The following is a 20,731-nucleotide window of genomic DNA, read 5'->3' as shown; positions in this document are numbered from 1 at the left end:
AGGGGGCGCCGGGATCAGAAGTTCACCGACACGCGGCCGTAGACATAACGGCCCGAGCGACCGAACGGCGCGTAGTTGGAGAACGGCGTGTTCGAGGTGGTGTTGAGGGCCGGCGGCGTCCCGGTGGGGTATTCATCCAGGATGTTGTCGGCGCCGACGGAGACCCGCACCTTCTCGGTGACGTTCCAACGGCCTTCCAGGTCGAGGACCACCTTGGGCTTGAGCACCAGGTCGAGGGCCGCGGTGGTGCCGGGGCTGAGGACCTCGCCATAGCGGGTGCCGCGCAGGGTGGCCCCGAAGGCGCCCATGGACCAGTCGACCGAGCCGGTGAACTTGGAGTCAGGGGTACCCTGCTCGAAGGTCAGGACGTTCACGCGGTCGAACAGCACCGGCGAGGGGCTGAGCGCGGTGAGCTGGGCCGTGGCCGGCACCTTGGTCACTTCGGTTTCGTTGAAGTTGGCCGCCAGGGTGAAGTTGAAGGCACCGATCTGATCGGTGGTCAGGCGGTAGTTGCCGACGATGTCGACGCCCTGGGTTTCGGTGTCCACGCCATTGATGAAGAAGCGGCCGCCGCCGATGCCGATGAACCCACGGGAGGTGAGGAAGTTACGCACCGCCGGCGAGGTCAGGTTTTCCGAGAGAACGATCCGGTCCTCGACCAGGATGCGGTAGGCATCGATGGTGATGTTGACCGCGCCGAGACGCAGGACGGCGCCCAGGGCGAAGTTGACCGACTGCTCGGCCTCCAGCGACTTGGACCCGAGGGCCACGGCCACCGGGCTTTCCGCCGGGAAGGTGGTGATCTCGAAGGGCACGCCGTTGATGAAGTTGGTCGAGGTGGTGGTGAAGAACTGCTGCTGCAGGGACGGGGCGCGGAAGCCGTTCTGCACCGAGGCGCGCAGGGCGAAGCTGTCATTGATGTCGTAACGCAGGGCCAGCTTGCCGGTGAAGGTCTCGCCGAAGTCCGAATAGCTTTCGGCGCGGAGGGCGGCGGAGGCCAGCAGGGCGTCGGTCAGATTGGCTTCCATGTCGAGATAGCCGCCCACCGAGGAGCGGTTCTCGTCCACCACGTTGGCCGGCTGGAAGCCCGGGAACACCTGGGCGCCGCCGGGGGTCGGGGCGCCGTTCAGCAGAACTCCGCCATTGCGGTAGGAGTCCGGCTCGCCGGCGAAGATGCCGTAGCCCTCGTGCCGGACCTCGAGACCCGCCGCCACGTTGAGCGGCGAGGCCAAGCCCGTGTCGTACTGGCGCACGCCGGAGAGGTTGAACACGGCCTGATCGTACTCATAGCCGCCGGCCGCAAACACTGTCTTGCTGGTCGGTCCAATGGACCGGTTCAGGGTGTTGCGGATGGTGAAGTCCATCTTGTTGGAGCCATAGACCAGGGAGGCGTCCATGTCCCAGGCACCAGCCTGCCACTCCAGACCGCCGCCGACGGCGAAGTCCTCAACCACCGGATTGATCAGCGGCAGGAAGCCGTCCGGATGGATCGAGGTGATGTTGCGGTCGTCAATGGGGCGACGGAAGAAGCCGGCCGAGGTGGAGTCGCGGTTCTGATAGCTGGCCCAGCCATAGAGGCTGGCGGTGTCCGACAGGTCGTAGCCGGCGTTGGCGAACAGGGTCCACTGCTCGATCTTGGGCTCGCCGTACCAGGCGCTGTAGCGATTGATGGTCGCTTCGCGGGCGTCGAAGGCCGTGCCGACCCGGGCGTACTGCTGGCGCCAGTCCGGCGCGGTGCGGATGGTGTTCTCCTGGTCCACATATTCGGCGGCCAGGGTCAGGAAGCCTTCGGTCCCCAGCGGCAGGCCGATCCAGCCCGACAGATTGAGGGTCTCGCCGTCGGTGCGGTCGTATTCGGCCTTGTCGGCCACGGTCCAGTTGGCACCGGTCGGAACAGCCGCGACCTGGGTGCTGACGGTGGTGACGCGGGCACCGTAGGAGGCGGTGACATTGCCGCCCTGCGAGGCCTCGCGCAGGCGCAGGTTCAGCACGCCGGCTATGGCGTCAGAGCCGTACTGGGCCGAGGCGCCGTCGCGGAGCACTTCGATCGACTGCACGATGCCCGAGGGAATGGTGTTGAGGTCCACCGCCGAAGAGCCGCGGCCGATGGTGCCGTTCACATTGACCAGGGCGGCCGAGTGGCGGCGCTTGGAGTTGACCAGCACCAGGGTCTGGTCAGGGGCCATGCCGCGCAGGGTGGCCGGGCGGATGGTGTCGGTGCCGTCAGCCAGACCCGGACGGGGGAAGTTGAACGAGGGCAGGGAGACGGCCAGGGCCTGGTTCAGCTCGGTCACGCCAACCTTGTTGAGGGCGTCCTGGCTGATCACATCGACGGGGGCCAGGGACTCAAGCCGGGTGCGGCCTTCGGCGCGGGTGCCGGTGACGATCACTTCCTGCACCTCAGCGCCGGCGGCCGATTGGGCCAAGGCGGGTTGGGCAAGCAGGCTGGCGGCGGACGCCGCTGCAAACAGAATAGCGCGATAGGTCATGTAGTCCCCCTGCGGATGGCCGGGCATACGGCCTTCACATTTAGTTTCTGAAGGTAAGCGGTCCTCGCCAAGGCACCTATGACAGTTCCGCAACAGTGCGACAGGAAAGCGCAGCCTTTCAGGCCCGGAAACGGCCCTTTGCCAGAGCCTTGCAAGGGCAAACAACAGCCTCAAGTTGAGTGAACGTTTCTGCAGACAGAAACGCTGTTTCTGCGCCAAGCTCAGGCGACCCCAGATCTTGCCCCAGACGTCAAGAAAGACCGCCCATGGCTGGAGTGTTCTCCCGACGACGGCTCATGGCCGCCGGTGCTGCCCTGATGGGGGCCCCGGCCATCGTCCGGGCGGCCCGGCCGGTGGAGGCCGATGTGGTGGTGATCGGGGCAGGCGCAGCAGGGCTGGCCGCGGCCCGGGCCCTGCGCGCAGGCGGACGGCGGGTGGTGGTGCTGGAGGCCCGCAACCGGATCGGCGGCCGCGCCCATACCGACACCGCTGCCCTGGGCCTGCCCTTTGACCGGGGCGCACACTGGCTGCACAGCGCTTCGGTCAATCCGTTCCTGGCCGAGGCTCGGCGTCTGGGGCGCAGGACCTGGCTGAGCGGCGAAGACGGTCTGACCCTGCTGCGGGGCGGGCGGGCGCTCAAGGACGGGGAGGCGCAGCTTGAGGCAGCCATGGCCCAGCTGGAGCGCCGGGTCGTGCGCCGCAGCCTCTTGGGTGCCGATTTTGCCCTGGGCCAGGCGGCCGGCGATGAGATGCAGCAGGTGGCCGCTGAATATGCCGCCTTTACCCTGGCCACGGACCGGGACCGGCTGTCGGTGCAGGACTATGGCGCCCTGGCCGATGGCGAGGACCATGTGGTCGAGGGGGGCTTTGGCCAGCTGGTGGCCGATCTGGCCGCCGATGTGCCGGTCCGCACCGGCCATGGGGTCCAGAAGATCGACTGGCGGGCCTCTGACCGGGTGCGGGTTTCAGGGGCCTTTGGCGCCCTGGACGCCCGCCAGGTGGTGATCACCGTCCCACCCCCGGTGCTGGCCAGGGGGACCATCGCCTTTGACCCGCCCCTGCCGGTTCTGCGGCAGGCGGCCCTGGACGCCCTGCAGGGGGGCGCCTTTATCAAGGTCGGTCTGCGCCTGGACCGACCGCTGACCGAAGCGCCAGAGTTCGCCTTCGACATGGACGCCGCCCTGCGCCACGAGACCACCGCCCTCTATGTGGACCCCCGCCTGCCCCTGGCCACGGTGATCTTTTCGGGCCGGCACGCCCGCGCCCTGTCCACGGCTGGCCCCGGGGCCCTGACGGCGGCGGGGCGGGCGGCGCTCGTGGCCATGCTGGGCTCGAGCCTGCGGGGTCGCATCACCGCGACCACGGTGGCCGACTGGACCAGCGACCCCTTCGCCCTGGGCGCCTACAGCGTGGTGAAGGTGGGCCAGGCCCGGGCCCGGCAGGTCTATGGGACCCCCATCGATCACCGCCTGTTTTTCGCCGGCGACAGCGACGGCAAGGCCTATGCGGTGACCGTGATGGGCGCCCGGCGCTCCGGCGAGGCCGCCGGCCGCGCCATCCTGGCCCGCGCCAGGGGCTAGCCCGCCGCCTCGGCCAGCCGCCGCACGTTCTCGATTGCCTGCCGCATATAGCCCCGCCAGAACAGCGCGATCAGCGCCGACAGCGGCGCGGCCATCAGGGCGGAACGGGGGACGAAGGTGTAGCGCCAGGTGATCTGCGTCCGCCCCGGCGCGGTCTCCTCAAAGGCCCACTCGCCAAAGGCCTCGCCGGTCAGGGTCGCCAGGGGTCCTGAGAACCCCTCGACCCGATAGGCAAACCGGGCCTGCCCGCCCGACGGCGCAGCCCCATGGGTCGGATCGCTGGCCAGGATTTCCTCGGTCACCACCGACCCGTCGGCCAGATGCACCTGGCGGGCGCTGCCGGCCACATCCCACGGCCCGGTCTGATCGCTGGTCCGAACGACGGCCGGAATGGGGCCAGAGCCCCTGGCCAATACCTGCCCCAGATCCATGGCCACAAAGACCGCCCAGACCTGCGCCAGCGAGGCACCTGCGGTGGTCGTCATTTGGGCCGAGGGACCCGTGGCAGAGTGATCATGGGGCACCCTATCGCCCATAGGTCCCACCGCTGAACTTGGGCCAGTCCTTGGCGTGGCCCTGGCGGACCAGCTCGGCGGCCACGTCCTGGCCGGAGGGCAGACGACACCGAGCCACCACCCGCTGATAGCTGGTGCCCTTACGCTGGCAGGTCAGGTCCGCCCGCCCGACAATCCTCGACATGGCCCGGGTTGCCGCGGCCCCGCCGGGCTCATGGCGCTCCGGCGCCTGAATGCCCCAGATGCGGACCCGGGTCTTGTCCTTGCAGCGCAGGGTGTCCCCATCGGTGACCCCTGGACTGGCACACAGAAAGACGGCGGCGGCGAGGGCGCTGAGGGCGGACATGGGCCGTCGGTAACGCTGTTCGCAGGAAAGGCCTAGGCCACCGCCGCATCGTCTGCACGCCTTGGTGTTCGCCTCAGCGCCCTGCTAGGTTGCACACGGCCAGGCCCGCCGCCGCCCATCCCCCGTCGAAACCGGACCCCCCATGACCCAGATGACCCAAGACGCCCGCTTCTGGGACAGGACCGCGCGCAAGTACGCCCAGGACCCCATCGCCGATCTCGCCGGCTATGAGCGCACCCTGGAGGCGACCGCCCAGCGCCTGCAGCCCGGCCACCGGGTCCTGGAGCTCGGCTGCGGCACCGGCTCCACGGCGCTCAGGCTCGCCCCTGGTGTGTCGCACTATCTGGCCACCGACCTCTCCGGCCAGATGATCGCCATCGCCCGGGAGAAGGCTGAGGCGGCGGGCCTTAAAACCCTGAACTTCGAGGTCGCCACGCCGGAGGCCGCACCCTGGCCGGACGGCCACTTCGACATCGTCCTGGCCTTCAACCTGCTGCATCTGGTGGCCGACCGCCGGGCCGCCCTGGGCAGCATCCACCGGGTTTTGAAACCCGGCGGCCTCTTCATCTCAAAGACCCCGTGCCTGAAGGAGATGAGCCCGTGGCTGCGCGCCGCCCTGGTGGTCCTGCCGCTCATGCAGGCCCTGGGCCAGGCCCCCCGCGTGACCGCCCTCAACGCCGCCGACCTCGAGGCCGACCTGACCGCCGCAGGCTTCGAGATCCTCGAGCGCGCCCGCCACGGGTCAGGTGTAAGGGATTTTCGGCCCTATGTGGTGGCGGTGAGGGGGTAATGCGTAGAGCAGATTTTACACTAGTTTGCGGGCGTGCAGACGTACTCGCGATCGGGGTTTGCCTCTTGCATTCCCGCGATAGCCTGTAGGCAGGCTTGATGGTCGTTCGTGTAGCCGAAGATTAGTCCAACCCGCTCCGACGTGCCCATGACAGTGACCATTTCGATCCACTGATCCGAGCCGCCTCCAACCCGGTTGCCTTCGACGTGTCGGGATAGGGCGTCGTACCCTTCTATGCCCTGATCTGGCCCGCATGACGCAAGGCAGACCAAAGCGGCCACCAAGACCGCGCGCCGCATACTCCCCCCTTATTCTACATCCAGTCCCCTGGTTTTTGCCGCCAGAGCCTGACTCAATACAGACAATACAGTTTAACTGACCTGCGGCTTGCTCCCAGCCTTACGCAGCGAAGGACTGCATTTTATGCGTACAGTCTTCCGTGGGCGCATGGCGAAGAGCATGTGGCCTAGCGTTTCCATCAGCACTCCTTGGCAAGCGCTGTGTGACCCTATTTCTCTTGTGTTGATCTCAATCAGGAAGTTGGTGCGAGAAGGACGTCCATGCAGGAGTCGAATTCCTTGTCAGCTTGACCTTGCATCACCTGGCCAGTTCTCAAGTTGAGCTCTGCAATTCTAAGATCGACTGAGAATGGCACAGCTATGCCGCCCTCGTTGCTCGTGTAGATCGCATCAATCTTGCCGGCTGCGACACCGCCGAAAAACGAGGCGATAGTTGCGTCGCCGAAAGCAAAAATTGTCGACAGATAGCCAGGGTCGAGATGCTCAGCGCTAATCCGATCTCCGGCGTTGGTAGCCAAGTCGCTTTGTAGCGCTACGCCATGCGGTGGCGTAGGGCGGTTGTAGCCGCCGGGGCCTGACACCCCAAGCTTGAACATGAGCACGGGAGCTCTGTCTGGTATCGCCCATGCAGTGAAAGAACCCACGGCCAGCGACAGCGCGCCACCCAAATTTGCATGGTCGGGCTGGGTGGTCTCAAAAACTAACGAGCATCCCTGTAGGCGCTCATCAGAGAAAAGGGGAGCGAATCTGGTGCCTAGCGTCAATGCCTGGGCAGCTGGTGCTGAAGTGACCAAAACAAGAGTTACGAAGGCACCGCACAGTTGACGTTTCAGCACAACCAACGCCTTCCCCAATTTCGTCGTTAATACTGCCCATCGATATGAGCACGCCTACTGCAAGTAGCGAAGCTTGATTTCCATCGCGACGCGGCTGGTGACCAGATAGGCTGGGGTTAAGATGCGTCCCGATGCGGCGGGAATTATCGTTGCCGATGCCACCAAAAATCTTTCGAAGCCCAAGCGTCGGCGAGTTCCTGGCGGAGAGGGTGGGATTCGAACCCACGGTGCCCGTAAAGGCACGCCGCATTTCGAGTGCGGTGCTTTCGACCACTCAGCCACCTCTCCTAGGGCCAGCAAGGGGACCTGGGGTGAAGCAGGCCCGCTGAGCGAGGCGCGGAACCTACTCAGGTCGGGCTTGCTCCGCAAGCGGCGGATGTTCAGTCCATCAGCCGCTGCATCAGATAGACATAGTGCCTAGCCCAGCGGGCGGCGTTGAGCTGGGGGTCGGCGTCATTGGCGTGGCCGCCGAAGCTCGGCTCGTAATAGAGGACCGGCGCGCCCAGCGCCTCCAGGGCGGCGGCGAACTTGCGCGCATGGCCCGGATGGACCCGGTCGTCCCGGGTGTTGGTGGTGATATAGGCCTCAGGATAGGCCGTGCCCGGCTGCAGGTTCTGATAGGCCGAGTAGCGGGCGATGAAGGCGAAGTCTTCGGGGACTTCGGGGTCGCCATATTCCCCGATCCAGGAGGCGCCGGCCGGCAGCCGGTGATAGCGCAGCATGTCGATCAGCGGGCTTTCGATGACCACGGCGTTCCACAGGTCCGGATGCTGGGTCATGGCGACGCTGGTCAGCACCCCGCCATTGGAGCGGCCATAGATGCCCAGACGCCTGGGCGAGGTGATCTGCCGGGCGGCGAGGTCGCGGGCCACGGCGGCGAAGTCGTCAAAGGCCAGCTGGCGGTTTTCCCGCAGCACCGCCTGGTGCCAGGCCGGGCCAAACTCGCCGCCGCCGCGGATATTGGCCAGGACGAAGGCCCCGCCCCGGGCCAGCCACAGCTGGCCGGCCTCGGGCATGTAGCGGGGCGGCATGGCGATCTCGAACCCCCCATAGCCCAGCATCAGGGTGGGGATCTGGCCATCCAAGGCTGCGGCCTTGGGGCGGACCACGAAATAGGGGATCTGGGTCCCGTCGCTGGAGGTGGCCCAATGCTGCTCCACCAGATGGGTGGACGCATCGAACCGGTCGGGCAGGGCGGCCACCTGACGGGCGGTGAGGCTGGCGGCGTCGGCCAGCCACAGGCTGGTGGGGGTGAGAAAGCCCTCGACCTTGAGGAACAGGGTGTCATCGGCGCCTGCCAGGTCGGTGAGGGTGATATTGGCGTCGCCGGGCAGGGGGAGCCTGGCCGAGGTCCAGGCGCGGTCCTTGAAGGTCCAGACCTCTACAGCGCCCTTGACGTTCTCCAGGAGGGCGGTGACCAGCCGGTCCTTGGTGGCGCCCACCTGCTGGATCGCCTGCCGGGGACCCGGCGCAAAGATCAGCTGGGCCTTGGCTGTGGCGGGGTCGGCCTTCAGGGCCTCAAGGTCAAAGGCCACCAGGGCCCCCTGGGGCAGGTCGCCGTGGGCTTCCTGCAGGGAAAACACCACCTGGCCTGAGACAAAGGCCTCGAAATTGGCCTTTTTCGGCAGGGGCAGGCGGGCGGGCGCGCCCTCGGAAAGCAGCAGGAAGTCGCTCTCATAGAAGGTGATCCCCCGCCGGGCGATCACCGCCAGGGGGGCACCGTCCTCGCCCCGCAGGACGATGGGGAACACCGACACATCGGTCCTTTCCCCCCGGTAGAGCTCCACGGTGGTCCCGTCCCGGGCCAGGGACTTCAGCACATAGGCATAGCCGGACTCGGTGACCTCGCCGGGCGTCCATTCCCGGGCGACCAGCAGGGTGTCGGGGTCAAGCCAGACCGCGCTCTGCTTGCCCTGGGCTAGGGAAAAGCCGCCGGCGACGAAGGTCTTGGCGAGGGTGTCGAACTCGCGGATTTCGACGGCGTCGCCGCCCCCGTCCGACAGTTCCACCAGACACTGGGTCTCGGCGGGTTTCAGACAGCTGGCGCCATGGAAGAACCAGTTGCGATCCTCGGCCTTGGCCAGGGCGTCGAGGTCCAGCACCGTGGTCCACGCGGCCGCGCCGGCCGCATAGGTCTCCAGGCTCGCATGGCGCCACAGGCCGTGGGGGTTGGCGTCGTCCTGCCAGAGATTGTCCACCCCGCCGGCCCGGTAACCCGGGGTGGCGATGCGGTCCTTGGCGGTGAAGATCGCCCGGGCCTCCCCAGCAGGGTCTCATACCGGGGGTCGCCGGTCAGGCGGGCCTCAGCCTTGGCGTTCTGTCCCGCCACCCAGGCCGTGGCCTGGGGCCCGTCCACCTCTTCCAGCCACAGGAAAGGGTCGGGGGCGCCGGCGCGGGGCGGGCCTTCGGACTGGGCGAGGGCTGCGGTGGGCATGAGCAGGGCGGCGCAGACCAGGGGAAGCAGACGGTTCATGCCCCTTATCTAGAGGCCGAGGGGCCAAATTGTCTGCCCCTCCTGCGCAGGCAAGATGATTTGGTGAGGCTTCTGCCCTATATGACCCCCGCCATGAGCCGTCCGTTCCTGAAGATGAACGGGCTCGGCAACGACTTTGTCGTGGTCGAGGCCCGCAGCCAGCCCTTCGCGCCCAGCGCGGCAGAGGTGCGCGCCATCGCCGACCGCGAGCGCGGGATCGGCTGCGACCAGCTGATCGTCCTGGAGCCGGCGACCACGGAAGCCGATATCCGGGTCCGGTTCTGGAACGCCGACGGCGAGGAAATCACCGCCTGCGGCAATGGCTCGCGCTGCGTGGCCTGGCTGGTGATGGAGGCCACAGGCCGGGACGCTGCTGTGCTGGAGGTGGGCGACCGGCTGTTGCGCACCCAGCGGGCCGGGGAGGGACTAGTCAGTGTCGACATGGGCGAGCCAGGGCTGGACTGGACCGATATCCCCTTGGACGAGCCCATGGACACCCGGGGCATCGAACTGCAGGTCGGCCCCATCGACGCGCCGCTGCTGCATACGCCTGGCTGCGTCTCCATGGGCAATCCCCATGTGGTGTTCTTCGTCGAGGACGCCGACATCGCCCCGGTGCGCGAGGTCGGCCCGATGATCGAGCATCACCGGCTGTTCCCCCAAGGGGTCAATGTGGGCTTCGCCCAGATCAAGGCCCGCGACCGCATCCGCCTGCGGGTCTGGGAGCGGGGGGCGGGCCTGACCAAGGCCTGCGGCACCGGCGCCTGTGCGGCCCTGGTGGCCAGCGTCCGTCGCGGCCTCACCGACCGGACAGCCAGACTGGAGCTGGACGGGGGCGACCTGACCATCGAATGGCGGGCCAGCGACAACCACGTGATCATGACGGGCGCGGCCAGCCTGGACTACTCCGGAACCCTGCCGTGAGCGGGGAGACCACGCCCGGCGTGGATATCGTCACCTTCGGCTGCCGCCTGAACGCCTATGAGAGCGAGGTCATCCGCGCCCGGGCCGCTGAGGACGGGCTGTCCGACGCCATCGTCTTCAACACCTGCGCGGTGACGGGTGAGGCCGTGCGCCAGGCCCGCCAGGCGATCCGTAAAGCCCGCCGCGCGCGTCCCGGCGCCAAGCTGATCGTCACCGGCTGCGCGGCCCAGATCGACCCGGCCGCCTTCGCCGCCATGGCCGAGGTCGATCTCGTGCTCGGCAACGCCGAAAAGAGCGCGGCGGGCGCCTATCTCGACCGTCCGGCCGAGGGCCGGGTGCGGGTCAATGACATCATGAGCGTGCGCGAGACCGCCGGCCATCTGATCGATGGTCTGAAGGACCGGGCGCGGGCCTATGTGGAGGTCCAGAACGGCTGCGACCACCGCTGCACCTTCTGCATCATTCCCTTTGGCCGGGGCAATTCCCGCTCGGCGCCGGCCGGTGAGGTGGTCGACCAGGTCCGCCGCCTGGCGGCTGAGGGCTATGCCGAGGTGGTGCTGACCGGGGTGGACGTCACCAGTTGGGGCGCCGACCTGCCGGGCCAGCCAAGCCTTGGCCAGCTGGTGGGGCGGATCCTGCGGCTGGTTCCAGAGCTGCCCCGCCTGCGGCTGTCCTCCATTGATGCCGCCGAGATTGATGCTGATCTGCTGGCCCTGTTTGCCGGCGAGGCGCGGCTGGCACCCTATCTGCACCTGTCCCTGCAGGCCGGCGACGACATGATCCTCAAGCGTATGAAGCGCCGCCACAGCCGGGCCGACGCCCTGGCCCTGATCGCCAAGGTCCGCGCCGTGCGCCCCGATGTGGCCTTTGGCGCCGATCTGATCGCGGGCTTCCCCACAGAAACCGACGAGATGTTCGCCAACACCCTCGCCCTGGTGGAGGAAGCGGGCCTGGCCTACCTGCACGTCTTCCCCTTCAGCCCCCGGCCGGGCACCCCGGCGGCGAGGATGCCGCAGCTTCCCAGAGCCGAGATCAAGGCCCGCGCCGCAGCCCTGCGCGCGGCCGGCGAGGCGGCTCTGGCTCGTCACCTTGACCGCCAGGTGGGCTGCACGGTGGACGCCCTGATCGAGCGTCCCGGCGTGGCCCGCGCGCCGGACTTCACCGAAATCCATTACGAGGGCGAGGCGGTGGTCGGCCAGATCACGCCCTTGCGCATCACCGGCCACGCCGGCGGCAAGGCTCACGCCGTCGTCCCCGTCCTGGCGGCGGCGGAGTAGGCGCGCAGCGCTTCAAAAACAGCGGACACAAAGGACACGAAGGTAGCCAAGGACACGAAGGGATCGGCGGCCTCGTCTTCGTGTCCTTCGCGCCTCCTTTGTGTCCTTCGTGTCCCCTCTTGAAAGCGCCTGCGGCGCGTAGACGGGAGCCGCCTAGTCCTCGTCCGGCGCGGCGCGGCCGGGGAAGCCCGGCAGGGACCAGCGGAAGACGATCGCACCGGCGCGGATGGCAAAGCCTGCGCCGAACCCGGCCAGGGCGGCGGCCAGTTGGGGGACCCCCAGGACGTTCAGGATCACGAAGACGCCGGCACCTACCAGGGCGGCGGTGACATAGATCTCCCGCTTCAGAAGCACCGAAGGCTCCTCGGCCAGCACATCGCGCAGCACCCCACCAAAGGTGGCGGTCAGCACCCCCATGACTACGGCTGCGCCGGGGGGAACCCCGAAGGCCAGGGCCTTGGCCGCCCCGACCACCGCATAGGCACACAGCCCCAGGGCATCCAGCCAGGTGAGGATCAACAGCCGCGCCCGGCCAGCCCCGAACAGCCACACGGCCACCGCCGCCGCCACCGGGGCAATCAGATATTCTGGCCGGCCGACCCAGAACACCGGGGCGTCGATCAGCAGGTCGCGCAGGGTGCCGCCTCCGACCCCCGTGACCGCCGCGAAGAAGGTGAAGGTGACGATGTCATGCTTGCGTCGGGCCGCAGCCAGGGCGCCCGAGGCGCCGAAGACGAACACGGCGGCATAGTCCAGCCAGGTCAGGGCTGCGCCCAGGCCGTCCTCCATGTGTGACTCCCTTCGGTTTACCGCGATGCTAGACCCGGACGCCCCAGGCTGCGAGCCCAGGTGACGGCGGAGACGTCGGCGGCTAGAAGCCCCCCATGACGGAAGAAAAGACATCCTGGCTCCAGCGCCTCACCACCGGCCTGTCGCGCTCCTCGCGGCAGATGTCGGAGGCCGTGGTGTCGGGCTTCGTCAAACAGCCCCTCGACCAGGCCAAGCTCGACGAGCTGGAGGAGATGCTGATCGAGGCCGACCTCGGGCCCCATTCCGCTGCCCGGATCACCGCCCGGTTCGCCGAGACCCGGTTTGGCAAGTCCGCCGACGAGGCCGAGATCAAGGAAGCCCTGGCCCAAGCCATTGGCGAGGAGCTGTCGGCCAGGCGCGGGACCTTCGATCCCTTGAGTGGCCCCAAGCCCTATGTGGTCATGTTCATCGGGGTGAATGGCTCGGGCAAGACCACGACGCTCGGCAAGATCGCCACCGACCTCACCCGTCGCGGGGCCAAGGTCCTGATCGTGGCCGGCGACACCTTCCGGGCCGCCGCCGTCGAACAACTGGCGGTGTGGGCCAGCCGGGCCGGTGCCGATTTCATGTCCAGACCCACGGGATCGGACGCCGCAGGCCTGGCCTATGACGCCCTGGAGCGGGCCCGGGCCGAGCACTATGACGTGCTGCTGATCGACACCGCCGGGCGTCTGCAGAATAAGCAGGGGCTGATGGACGAGCTCCTGAAGATCAATCGGGTGCTGAAGAAGGTCGATCCCGAGGCCCCCCATGAGACCCTGCTGGTCCTCGACGCCACAGTGGGGCGCAATGCGCTCAGCCAGGAGAACATCTTCGGCAACCAGATCGGGGTGTCGGGCATCGTCATGACCAAGCTCGACGGCACCGCCCGGGGCGGGGTGCTGGTGCCTGTAGCCCAGGCATCTGACTCGCCGATCAAGCTGATCGGGGTTGGCGAAGGCGTCGATGATCTGCAACCCTTTGAGCCCCGGGCCTTCGCCAGGTCCCTGGTCGGATTGGACACCCCATGAGGCTTTCGCTCAAAGCGCGCCGCACTGTTCGTTCCATTGTCGATTATGGGGGCCTGGTGGCCTTCCTGATCGGCTTCTTCCTGTCGGGCCGCGACCTGGTGGAGGCCACCAAGTGGCTGATCGCCGGCTCAGCCCTGGCCCTGATGATCGGCCTGATCGTCGAGCGACGCATCGCGCCCCTGCCGGCCATTTCCGGCGGTGCGGCCCTGGCCTTCGGCATCCTGACGGTGGTGTTCAACGACCCGATCTTCGTGAAGATCAAGCCGACCATCATGAACCTGCTGTTCGCGGCAGGGCTCCTGGGGGGGCTGGCCTTTGGCAAGAGCCCCCTGAAGATGCTCATGGGCTCCAGCATCCAGCTGCCCGATGAGGCCTGGCGCAAGCTGACCCTCAGCTATGGCCTGTTCTTCGCCTTTCTGGCTGCGCTTAACGAAGTCATCTGGCGCACCCAGAGCGATGAGGTCTGGGTGCTGTTCCGCATGCCCGGCATCCTGATCCTGACCCTGGTGTTCTCCTTCAGCCAGGTGCCGCTGATGATGAAGTACGCCAAGACCGACGAGCCCCCGCCCCCGCCGACCCCCGGCTGACGCGCCGCAGTGGCGGTCTTGCGCCGCCCACGGACCGTCCGTCGTCAAAGCGACGCAGAACGCCTATAGTCTGGCGGTTGATCGGATTTGACGCGAACGGAGCGGGCCGATGGCGAAGTCGAAGACCCTAGTATCGCCGGGCGAAAGCGCCGGTGTGCCGGCCCTGGACGGTTCGGCGAGCCACCTGCTCCACCGAGCGATGCAGGTCTCCCTGGACATTTACGCCGAGATCTTCGGCGACAGCGACCTGACCCAGAGACAGTATGCGGTGCTGTCGGCGGTGGAGGCCCGGGAGGGGCTGACCCAGACCGATCTCGTCAGGGCAACCGGCATTGACCGCTCCACCCTGGCCGACATGGTCGCCCGGATGATCGCCAAGGGCCTGCTGGTGCGCGAACGCTCTCAGTCCGACGCCCGGGCCAATGCGGTGCGGCTGAGCGAGACTGGGGCCGCCGTTCTTGAGGGCGCGCGCCCCAAGATGGCCCAGGCCGATGAGCAACTGATGCGGCTGGTGAGCGGCTCCAAGCGCGAGACCTTCCTGGCCCAGCTGCGCCAGATGGTGGCGGCCGGAGATCCTGCTGCCGAGGCGGCCCCCCCAGAGCCGAAGGCGCCCAAGCTGCCAAAGCCCCCGAAGATTCCCAAGCCTCCGAAGGCGGCGAAATCGGGCAAGGACAAGACGGCCAAGGGCGAAGGCAAGAAGAAGAAAAAGGCCAAGAAGTCGGCCTGACGGCATTGGCTGCCGGCGGTCGCGGCCGGTCAGACCCAGGTGTGCGCCATGAAAAAACCCCGGCGGGGAGCGCCGGGGTTTCGTCAGTCTTGCTGTCCTGTTTCCGCCTAGCGACGGTCGCCGAAGATCGACAGCAGGAACTGGAACAGGTTGATGAAGTTGATGTAGAGGCTCAGCGCCCCGTAGTTGGTGGCCACGCTCATGGCCGCCTGGTCGCCGCCCAGTTCGTAATAGGTCATCTTCAGGCGCTGGGTGTCGAAGGCGATCAGGCCCGCGAAGATCAGCACCCCCAGAATGCTGATGATGAAGTTCATCATCGAGTTCTGGATGAACATATTGACCACCATAGCGATGATCAGGCCGAACAGGCCAACGATCAGGAAGCTGCCGAAGGCCGTAAGGTCCTTCTTGGTGGTGTAGCCAAACAGCGACAGGCCGCCAAAGGCCGTGGCCGTGATCAGGAAGGTCGAGGCGATGGATCCGCCGGTGTAAACCAGGGTCAGCACGCCCATGCCGGCGCCGATCAGGGCGACGATGGTCCAGTAGAGCATCCCGGAGGTCTTGGGCGAGGCGTTGCGCAGGGCAAAAGCCCCGAACAGCATCACGGCCAGCGGCGCAAACGCCACAATCATCCCCAGGAGGGTCATTCCGGCCAGGCGTCCGTCCGGCGTCACCGAATACATCAGGTCGCGGACAGGGGGGAATTGGCCGGTCACGAAGGCCAGTGCGGCCGACAGGACAAGACCAAGCGCCACCTTGTTGTAGACGCCAAGCATGAAAGCGCGAAGACCCGCGTCCACCGACATGTCGGCGCGATCCGCGGGGATCGAGCGCGCGTGGGCACGGTTGAAGTCGCTCATCGAGGCAAAGCCCTTTCTTGTGCGCGTCCAAGATCGGACGCCCCTCTAATATCGTGGCCCTTGGGGCTTCTGACAAGGAGAACCGGAAAGCGGGCCTTTGACGCCCTGGGTTGGAGCCTCTGAGCCCCTTGGGCTATGCACGGGATCATGCTTCGCCTGTTCGCCGCCCTGTCCGTCCCCGACGACATCGCCCTTGCGTTGAGCGCCCGGCAAAGGGATCTGGCCGGTGCCCGCTGGCGCCCGCGGGAGGCCCTGCACATCACCCTGCGGTTTTTCGGCGAGATTCCCGAAAATCAGGCCGATGATCTGGATGCCGAGCTGGGCCAGATCACCGGGCGGCCGCTGCAGATCGCCCTGGAGGGGGCCGGGGCCTTTGGGGAAGGCCGGGACATTCACGCGGTCTGGGCGGGCGTGGCGGAAAACCCAGAGCTTCGCCAGTTGGCCCGTCGGTGTGAGGCCGCCGCCCGGCGCGCGGGCCTGGCCCCTGATCGCCGCAACTATCGGCCGCATGTGACGCTGGCCTATCTGTCGCGCCCTGAGCCGCCCGCCGTGGCGGCCTGGATCCAGCGGCACAACCTCCTGAAGTCGCCGCCCTTTTCCGTTACGAGCTTTGGTCTCTATTCCAGCCACCGGGGGGAGGATGGCCCAGCCTACCAGCTGGAGCGGGACTATCGGCTGAGCTGATCAGGCGACGGCATAGTCCCGCAAGACCCCCAGCGGCACGATGGCCAGGGTTTCCTCATGGGTCGCCTCCAGCACCAATTGCGGGGCGCAACCGGCGTCCAGGGCCTCCTTCCAGCGGGGGGCGCACAGGCACCAGCGATCCCCGGGGCGCAAGCCAGGAAACCCGCTGTCGGGAACCGGGGTGGACAGGTCGTTGCCCCGGGACCGGGAGAACTGAAGGAACTCTGCGGTCATCACGGCGCAGACCGTGTGCAGGCCCAGGTCGTGGGGCCCGGTCTCGCAGCAGCCGTTGCGGAAGAACCCCGTAACGGGGTCCATGGAACAGCGGACGAGCTCGCCCCCCAGAACGTTCTTGGCTTCGGCGTCGTATCGGATGGTCATGGCCCTATTCTAGACGCTAAGACGGGCGCTGCGCCAAGGGAGTCCCGCAGCATGAGGCCGCCTTCCGCCAGTCCAGCCCCGCCATCGCCGGCCCGCCCCCGGCGCAGCGTGCTCTATATGCCGGCGGCCAACCCCAAGGCCCTGGCCAAGGCCCGCACCCTGCCCTGTGACGGAGTGATCCTCGACCTGGAGGACGCCGTGGCCCCTGACGCCAAAGATCAGGCCCGGCAGGCCGCCTGCGCTGCGGTCGCAGCGGGCGGCTTCGGGGCTCGGGAGGTGGTGATCCGCATCAACGCCCTGGACACCGAGTGGGGCCCCGCAGATCTGGCCGCTGCGGCCCAGGCGCGGCCAGACGCGGTCCTGGTGCCAAAGATCAATGGGCCCGACGATCTGGCCCCCTATGCCAGCGCCTTGCCAGATGGGGTGGCGCTCTGGGCCATGGTGGAGACCTGCCAGGTCCTGTTCCGTCTGGACGTCCTGGGGGCCGGCGCGCGGGCCCACGGCCTGAGTGTTCTGGTGGCTGGGACCAATGACCTGGCCAAGGAAATGGGCTGCCGTCTCGATACCGAGCGCGCGCCGTTGCTGGGGCCCCTCTCGCTGATGGTGGCCGCAGCCCGGGCGCACGGACTTGTGATCCTGGATGGGGTGTTCAACGCCCTCGAGGACGCCGAGGGCCTCGCCCGCCAGTGTGATCAGGCCCAAGCCTTCGGTTTTGATGGCAAGACCCTGATCCATCCCAGCCAGATCGAGGCCGCCAACCGCGCCTTCACCCCAGGTCCCGAGGCTGTAGCTTGGGCGAGGACGGTGGCGGAGGCCTTTGAAATGCCGGAAAATGCGGCTAGGGGCGTTCTTCGGGTCGAGGGACGTATGGTGGAGCGGCTGCACTGGGAACAGGCGCGCCGTCTGCTGGCGGTGGCTGACGCCATCGCCGCGGCCTGAACCTCGTCCGCAGGACCAAGGAGCCTCGCCCCATGGGATGGACCGCCCCGCGCCACCGCCTGTTCCGCCGTCGCGGAGCCATGCTCGCGGCGCTGACCGCGCTCCTGGCGGCGGGCTCGGCTCAGGCCCAGGAGGCTGATCCGATCGGTGATTTGCTCGGTGCCGGCGGACCGGTGGCCACTGCCCCGCCGACCGTCACAGAGCTGCCTGCCCAAAGCTCGCCACCGCCGCCCGCAACCTCGGTTGCCCAACCTCCGCCGGCTCAGCCCCGCCCGGCGGCGGCCCCGAGTCCCGCGCCAGCGCCAGTGATCGCGCCGCCCGCCGTGCGTCGGCCAGAAGCCACCATCGCGTCACAGCCGGTGTTCCTGGACGAACGTCAGGCCGTAGCCGGTCAGCTCAGCGCCGAAGAGCGCAGTTATGAGGAGCGCCTGCGGGCGTCCTATAATTCCGCCCAAGGGCTGCAGGGGCCCCTGGACGGGGGGTGGGTGCTGCTGACCCTGGCCGGCCAGGACCTCTATGCCCTCCGGTTTGTGGATCGGGGTTCAGGCCCCCTGGAGGGGGCCTGGCGGGACTCCCGGCGCCCCGGCGCCCATGACGGGTTCGGGTTTCTTGACGAAGTGGACCGCCGTGGCGGCGCGGTGACCCTCCGGTTCAGCCCCCGTCAAGGGGCCCCGCCGACGGTCATCACCCTTTCAGCCACCCCTGATGGGCATTGGTCGGGGGATCTGACGGAAAATGGGGTTCCGCGCAGCGTGGTCATGCGTCGCCGCTGAGGCGCGTTCGCTCAGCTGAGGACCGTCAGCCGCGCGGCAAAGGCCTTCTGCGCGGCCCCCAGACCCAGGGCCAGGGCGTCTGTTCTGTAGGCGACCCCGGGGCTGTGGCCCCACACAGGACCTGGCCAGGCCGGATCATCCGAGCGGCGGCCCACCACATGAATGTGCAGCTGTGGGGTCACATTGCCCAAGGCCCCGATGTTCAGCTTCTCCACGGCTCGCCCCAGGGCCTCACCCACCGCCCGAACAGCATGCCCGGCCGCCAGGATCTCAGCCATCAGCTGGGTGCGATCATCGGAGGACAGATCCTCCAGCTCCCGGGCACCCGCCCTTTTCGGGATCAGGACGATCCAGCTGTAACGGCCGTCGTCCTGCAGCCTGGCCGTACACAGGGGCAGGTCGGCCAGGGGGTGTGAGGTGGCGACAAAGGCCGGGTCGAGGGTGAACATGGCCCAAGACTGCCGCCCCGAGGCCAGGACCACAAGCCAGCGGCCTTGCCGCCGGGGCGTTGCTTGGGTTAGGGACCGCCAACACCCGTCGGCCCAAGCCAGGAGATATCCCCATGACCAGCAAGACCCCGATCCGCGTCGCGGTCACCGGCGCGGCCGGCAATATCGGTTACGCCCTGCTCTTCCGCATCGCCTCGGGCGACATGCTGGGCAAGGACCAGCCGGTCATCCTGCAGATGCTGGAAATCCCCACCGAGGGTGCCCAGAAGGCCCTGAAGGGCGTGGCCATGGAGCTGGACGACTGCGCCTTCCCGCTGCTGGCCGACATGGTGCTGACCGACGATCCCAAGGTGGCCTTCAAGGACGCCAACTGGAGCCTGCTGGTGGGCTCCAAGCCCCGGGGTCCCGGCATGGAGCGCGCTGACCTTCTGAAGGATAACGGCAAGATCTTCATCGCCCAGGGCCGCGCCATCGATGAAGTGGCCGCCGATGACGCCCGCATCGCGGTGGTCGGCAACCCCTGCAACACCAATGTGATGATCGCCGCCAGCCAGGCCAAGCGCCTCACGGCCGATCGCTTCACCGCCATGGTGCGCCTGGACGAGAATCGTGGCCGCGCCCAGCTGGCCAAGAAGGCCGGCGTGTCGATCAATGAGGTCTCCGACCTTTACATTTACGGCAATCACAGCCCGACCATGTTCGCCGACTTCACCCACGCCAAGATCGGCGGCAAGCCCGCCGCCCAGGTGATCGGTGACGAGACGTGGCTGAAGAACGACTACTTGCCCGCAGTCGGCAAGCGTGGCGCGGCCATCATCGAGGCCCGTGGCCAGAGCTCGGCCGCCTCGGCCGCCAACGCCCTGATCGACCACATCCGTGACCTGGTTACCCCGGGCAAGGTCCACTCGGTGGCGATCAACAGCGAGGGTCGTTATGGCTTCGCCGAAGGGCTCTGGGCTGGCATGCCGGTGAAGACCACGACGCCGGGTGCCTATGAGGTGGTCACCACCTACGAGATGGACGACTTCGCCAAGTCGAAGATCGCCCTGACCAATGACGAGCTGGTGGGCGAGCGCGACACCGTCAAGGACATGCTGGGCTGATTGCCGTCAGCGCGGACAGATCTGAACAGAACAAAGGGCGGCCCGGGGGACCGGTGCCGCCCTTATCTTTTGGCCGCGCGCCGCGTTGGGTTCACCAGGAGGCGGGCCAGGGCGGGCCCTCCTCTGGGGCAAAGATATCGGCCATGTCCTCCAGTTCGGCGATGCGGACGGCATAGACCTCCGCCACGGCGGCGGGTGCCGCGTGGGCGGCATCTTCCCGGGCGCGCAGCCAGCGCCGCTGCTGGCGCTCCAGTCGCCAGCCGGGCACGCCGGCGGCCAGGGCTTGGCTATAGGCGCTGGCCAGCCTCTGGTCGGCCTCGGCCAGGACCGGATCGGCGCACACCACCCGCTCGGCATGGGTTCGAGCCTGGCGACAGTCAAAACTGGGGGAGAAGGCCAGGCTGGCGGGCTGAAGGCTCATGGTGTCAGACGAAGGGCCAAGATCCTCCGATGCGGACGTGGCGGCGGTCTCCAGCGGGGTCTCCGGAATCAGGGGCGGACTGTGGGGCGCCGCCTGGGCCATGTCCTCTGGCAGGACCTCGAGGGGGGCGCCGGGCGCGGGGTCAGGGGCGGCCGCCTGCGACCGCTCCGCCACCTGGATGCTCAAGGTCTGGTCCCCTGGCGCCGGGCTCATCGGCGACCGTCCCATGAGGATGAGGGCGACAATCCCCGCCAGGGCCAGGCCGGCGGTCCCGGTGAGCCAGAGGCCCCGGCGTCGCGGGCGCGGGGCCCTGGGTCCAAGGCTCAGGGTTTCCGCCGCCGACTCAGGGGGCGGAGAGACTTTCGATTCGGCCGGGGGGTCAGGGGCATCTTGGGTCATGGGCGCGCCGCGCTTATGAGGGTTCGGATCAGGCTCGACAAGGCTGGTCCCTTGGGCCT

Annotated in this window: 21 protein-coding genes and 1 tRNA gene; 11 read left to right on the top strand and 11 right to left on the bottom strand. The window is 67.8% G+C overall.

The features are described 5' to 3' along the window. Positions 1-14: 14 nt before the first annotated feature. The gene (locus MH112_RS02580) at positions 15-2,516 is read right to left on the bottom strand and encodes a TonB-dependent receptor (RefSeq protein ID WP_296563398.1); all 2,502 of its coding nucleotides are present in this window, start codon (positions 2,514-2,516) and stop codon (positions 15-17) included. 239 nt (positions 2,517-2,755) lie between these two features. Between MH112_RS02580 and MH112_RS02575 the strand changes: the two genes are divergently transcribed. Further along, positions 2,756-4,069 (top strand): NAD(P)/FAD-dependent oxidoreductase, encoded by a 1,314-nt coding sequence (locus MH112_RS02575; RefSeq protein WP_296563397.1) that lies wholly within the window; start codon positions 2,756-2,758, stop codon positions 4,067-4,069. Here the strand turns inward: MH112_RS02575 and MH112_RS02570 are convergent. Next, positions 4,066-4,554, bottom strand: a complete 489-nt coding sequence (locus MH112_RS02570; RefSeq protein ID WP_296563394.1) for an SRPBCC family protein — start codon at positions 4,552-4,554, stop codon at positions 4,066-4,068. The two genes, MH112_RS02575 and MH112_RS02570, sit on opposite strands and share 4 nt — an antisense overlap. Before the next feature lie 40 nt (positions 4,555-4,594). Next, complete coding sequence (locus MH112_RS02565; protein ID WP_296563392.1) at positions 4,595-4,930, bottom strand: thermonuclease family protein; 336 nt, start codon at positions 4,928-4,930, stop codon at positions 4,595-4,597. A gap of 142 nt (positions 4,931-5,072) precedes the next feature. On the opposite strand from MH112_RS02565, the gene MH112_RS02560 reads away from it, so the two are divergent. Next, entirely contained in the window at positions 5,073-5,720 is a 648-nt protein-coding gene (locus MH112_RS02560; protein WP_296563390.1) for a class I SAM-dependent methyltransferase, read from the top strand. A gap of 532 nt (positions 5,721-6,252) precedes the next feature. Here MH112_RS02560 and MH112_RS02555 read toward each other — a convergent pair. The 3 genes from MH112_RS02555 to MH112_RS02545 form a co-directional block, all read right to left on the bottom strand. After that, entirely contained in the window at positions 6,253-6,855 is a 603-nt protein-coding gene (locus MH112_RS02555; RefSeq protein ID WP_296563388.1) for a hypothetical protein, read from the bottom strand. Positions 6,856-7,053: 198 nt separating this feature from the next. Next, a tRNA-Ser gene (locus MH112_RS02550) sits at positions 7,054-7,143 on the bottom strand. A gap of 92 nt (positions 7,144-7,235) precedes the next feature. Further along, entirely contained in the window at positions 7,236-9,053 is a 1,818-nt protein-coding gene (locus MH112_RS02545) for a prolyl oligopeptidase family serine peptidase (protein WP_296563384.1), read from the bottom strand. A gap of 368 nt (positions 9,054-9,421) precedes the next feature. Between MH112_RS02545 and dapF the strand changes: the two genes are divergently transcribed. Beyond that, positions 9,422-10,252 (top strand): diaminopimelate epimerase, encoded by an 831-nt coding sequence (gene dapF, locus MH112_RS02540; RefSeq protein ID WP_296563381.1) that lies wholly within the window; start codon positions 9,422-9,424, stop codon positions 10,250-10,252. Next, entirely contained in the window at positions 10,249-11,529 is a 1,281-nt protein-coding gene (mtaB, locus tag MH112_RS02535; protein ID WP_296563379.1) for a tRNA (N(6)-L-threonylcarbamoyladenosine(37)-C(2))-methylthiotransferase MtaB, read from the top strand. The genes dapF and mtaB overlap by 4 nt, the downstream gene beginning before the upstream one ends. Positions 11,530-11,682: 153 nt before the next feature. On the opposite strand, the gene MH112_RS02530 is transcribed toward mtaB, so the two are convergent. Further along, positions 11,683-12,318: a trimeric intracellular cation channel family protein gene (locus tag MH112_RS02530; RefSeq protein WP_296563376.1), complete on the bottom strand. Its 636-nt coding sequence runs from the start codon at positions 12,316-12,318 to the stop codon at positions 11,683-11,685. 95 nt (positions 12,319-12,413) lie between these two features. Here MH112_RS02530 and ftsY point away from each other — a divergent pair, with 95 nt between their 5' ends. From ftsY to MH112_RS02515, 3 genes are all read left to right on the top strand, one after another. Beyond that, positions 12,414-13,349: a signal recognition particle-docking protein FtsY gene (ftsY, locus tag MH112_RS02525; RefSeq protein WP_296563373.1), complete on the top strand. Its 936-nt coding sequence runs from the start codon at positions 12,414-12,416 to the stop codon at positions 13,347-13,349. Further along, positions 13,346-13,936 carry an inner membrane-spanning protein YciB gene (locus tag MH112_RS02520; RefSeq protein WP_296563370.1) on the top strand — a complete coding sequence of 197 codons (591 nt, stop codon included), beginning with the start codon at positions 13,346-13,348 and terminating at the stop codon, positions 13,934-13,936. Before ftsY ends, MH112_RS02520 begins: the two co-directional genes overlap by 4 nt. A 109-nt stretch (positions 13,937-14,045) precedes the next feature. After that, positions 14,046-14,663 carry a MarR family transcriptional regulator gene (locus tag MH112_RS02515; RefSeq protein WP_296563368.1) on the top strand — a complete coding sequence of 206 codons (618 nt, stop codon included), beginning with the start codon at positions 14,046-14,048 and terminating at the stop codon, positions 14,661-14,663. A 107-nt stretch (positions 14,664-14,770) separates the two neighbouring features. Here the strand turns inward: MH112_RS02515 and MH112_RS02510 are convergent, their stop codons facing one another. Continuing rightward, positions 14,771-15,523: a Bax inhibitor-1/YccA family protein gene (locus MH112_RS02510; RefSeq protein ID WP_296563365.1), complete on the bottom strand. Its 753-nt coding sequence runs from the start codon at positions 15,521-15,523 to the stop codon at positions 14,771-14,773. A gap of 147 nt (positions 15,524-15,670) precedes the next feature. Here MH112_RS02510 and thpR point away from each other — a divergent pair, with 147 nt between their 5' ends. After that, entirely contained in the window at positions 15,671-16,207 is a 537-nt protein-coding gene (thpR, locus tag MH112_RS02505) for an RNA 2',3'-cyclic phosphodiesterase (RefSeq protein ID WP_296563954.1), read from the top strand. On the opposite strand, the gene MH112_RS02500 is transcribed toward thpR, so the two are convergent. Next, positions 16,208-16,588 carry a DUF2237 domain-containing protein gene (locus MH112_RS02500; RefSeq protein ID WP_296563361.1) on the bottom strand — a complete coding sequence of 127 codons (381 nt, stop codon included), beginning with the start codon at positions 16,586-16,588 and terminating at the stop codon, positions 16,208-16,210. A gap of 51 nt (positions 16,589-16,639) precedes the next feature. On the opposite strand from MH112_RS02500, the gene MH112_RS02495 reads away from it, so the two are divergent. Continuing rightward, positions 16,640-17,527 carry a CoA ester lyase gene (locus tag MH112_RS02495; protein WP_296563358.1) on the top strand — a complete coding sequence of 296 codons (888 nt, stop codon included), beginning with the start codon at positions 16,640-16,642 and terminating at the stop codon, positions 17,525-17,527. 32 nt (positions 17,528-17,559) lie between these two features. Continuing rightward, positions 17,560-18,300, top strand: coding sequence for a hypothetical protein (locus MH112_RS02490; protein ID WP_296563354.1), 741 nt, complete (start codon positions 17,560-17,562; stop codon positions 18,298-18,300). Positions 18,301-18,311: 11 nt separating this feature from the next. On the opposite strand, the gene MH112_RS02485 is transcribed toward MH112_RS02490, so the two are convergent. Continuing rightward, the gene (locus MH112_RS02485; RefSeq protein WP_296563351.1) at positions 18,312-18,749 is read right to left on the bottom strand and encodes an HIT domain-containing protein; all 438 of its coding nucleotides are present in this window, start codon (positions 18,747-18,749) and stop codon (positions 18,312-18,314) included. A gap of 113 nt (positions 18,750-18,862) precedes the next feature. On the opposite strand from MH112_RS02485, the gene MH112_RS02480 reads away from it, so the two are divergent. Then, a complete protein-coding gene (locus tag MH112_RS02480) occupies positions 18,863-19,852 on the top strand; it encodes a malate dehydrogenase (protein WP_296563348.1) in 990 nt (329 codons plus the stop codon). Positions 19,853-19,943: 91 nt separating this feature from the next. Here the strand turns inward: MH112_RS02480 and MH112_RS02475 are convergent, their stop codons facing one another. Beyond that, positions 19,944-20,672 (bottom strand): lysozyme inhibitor LprI family protein, encoded by a 729-nt coding sequence (locus tag MH112_RS02475; RefSeq protein WP_296563344.1) that lies wholly within the window; start codon positions 20,670-20,672, stop codon positions 19,944-19,946. Positions 20,673-20,731 lie beyond the last annotated feature (59 nt).

The organism is Phenylobacterium sp., assembly GCF_022402485.1.
GTDB lineage: Bacteria > Pseudomonadota > Alphaproteobacteria > Caulobacterales > Caulobacteraceae > Phenylobacterium.
The sequence above is the reverse complement of the archived record's forward strand: the minus strand, read 5'-3'. Positions and strand labels throughout refer to the sequence as shown.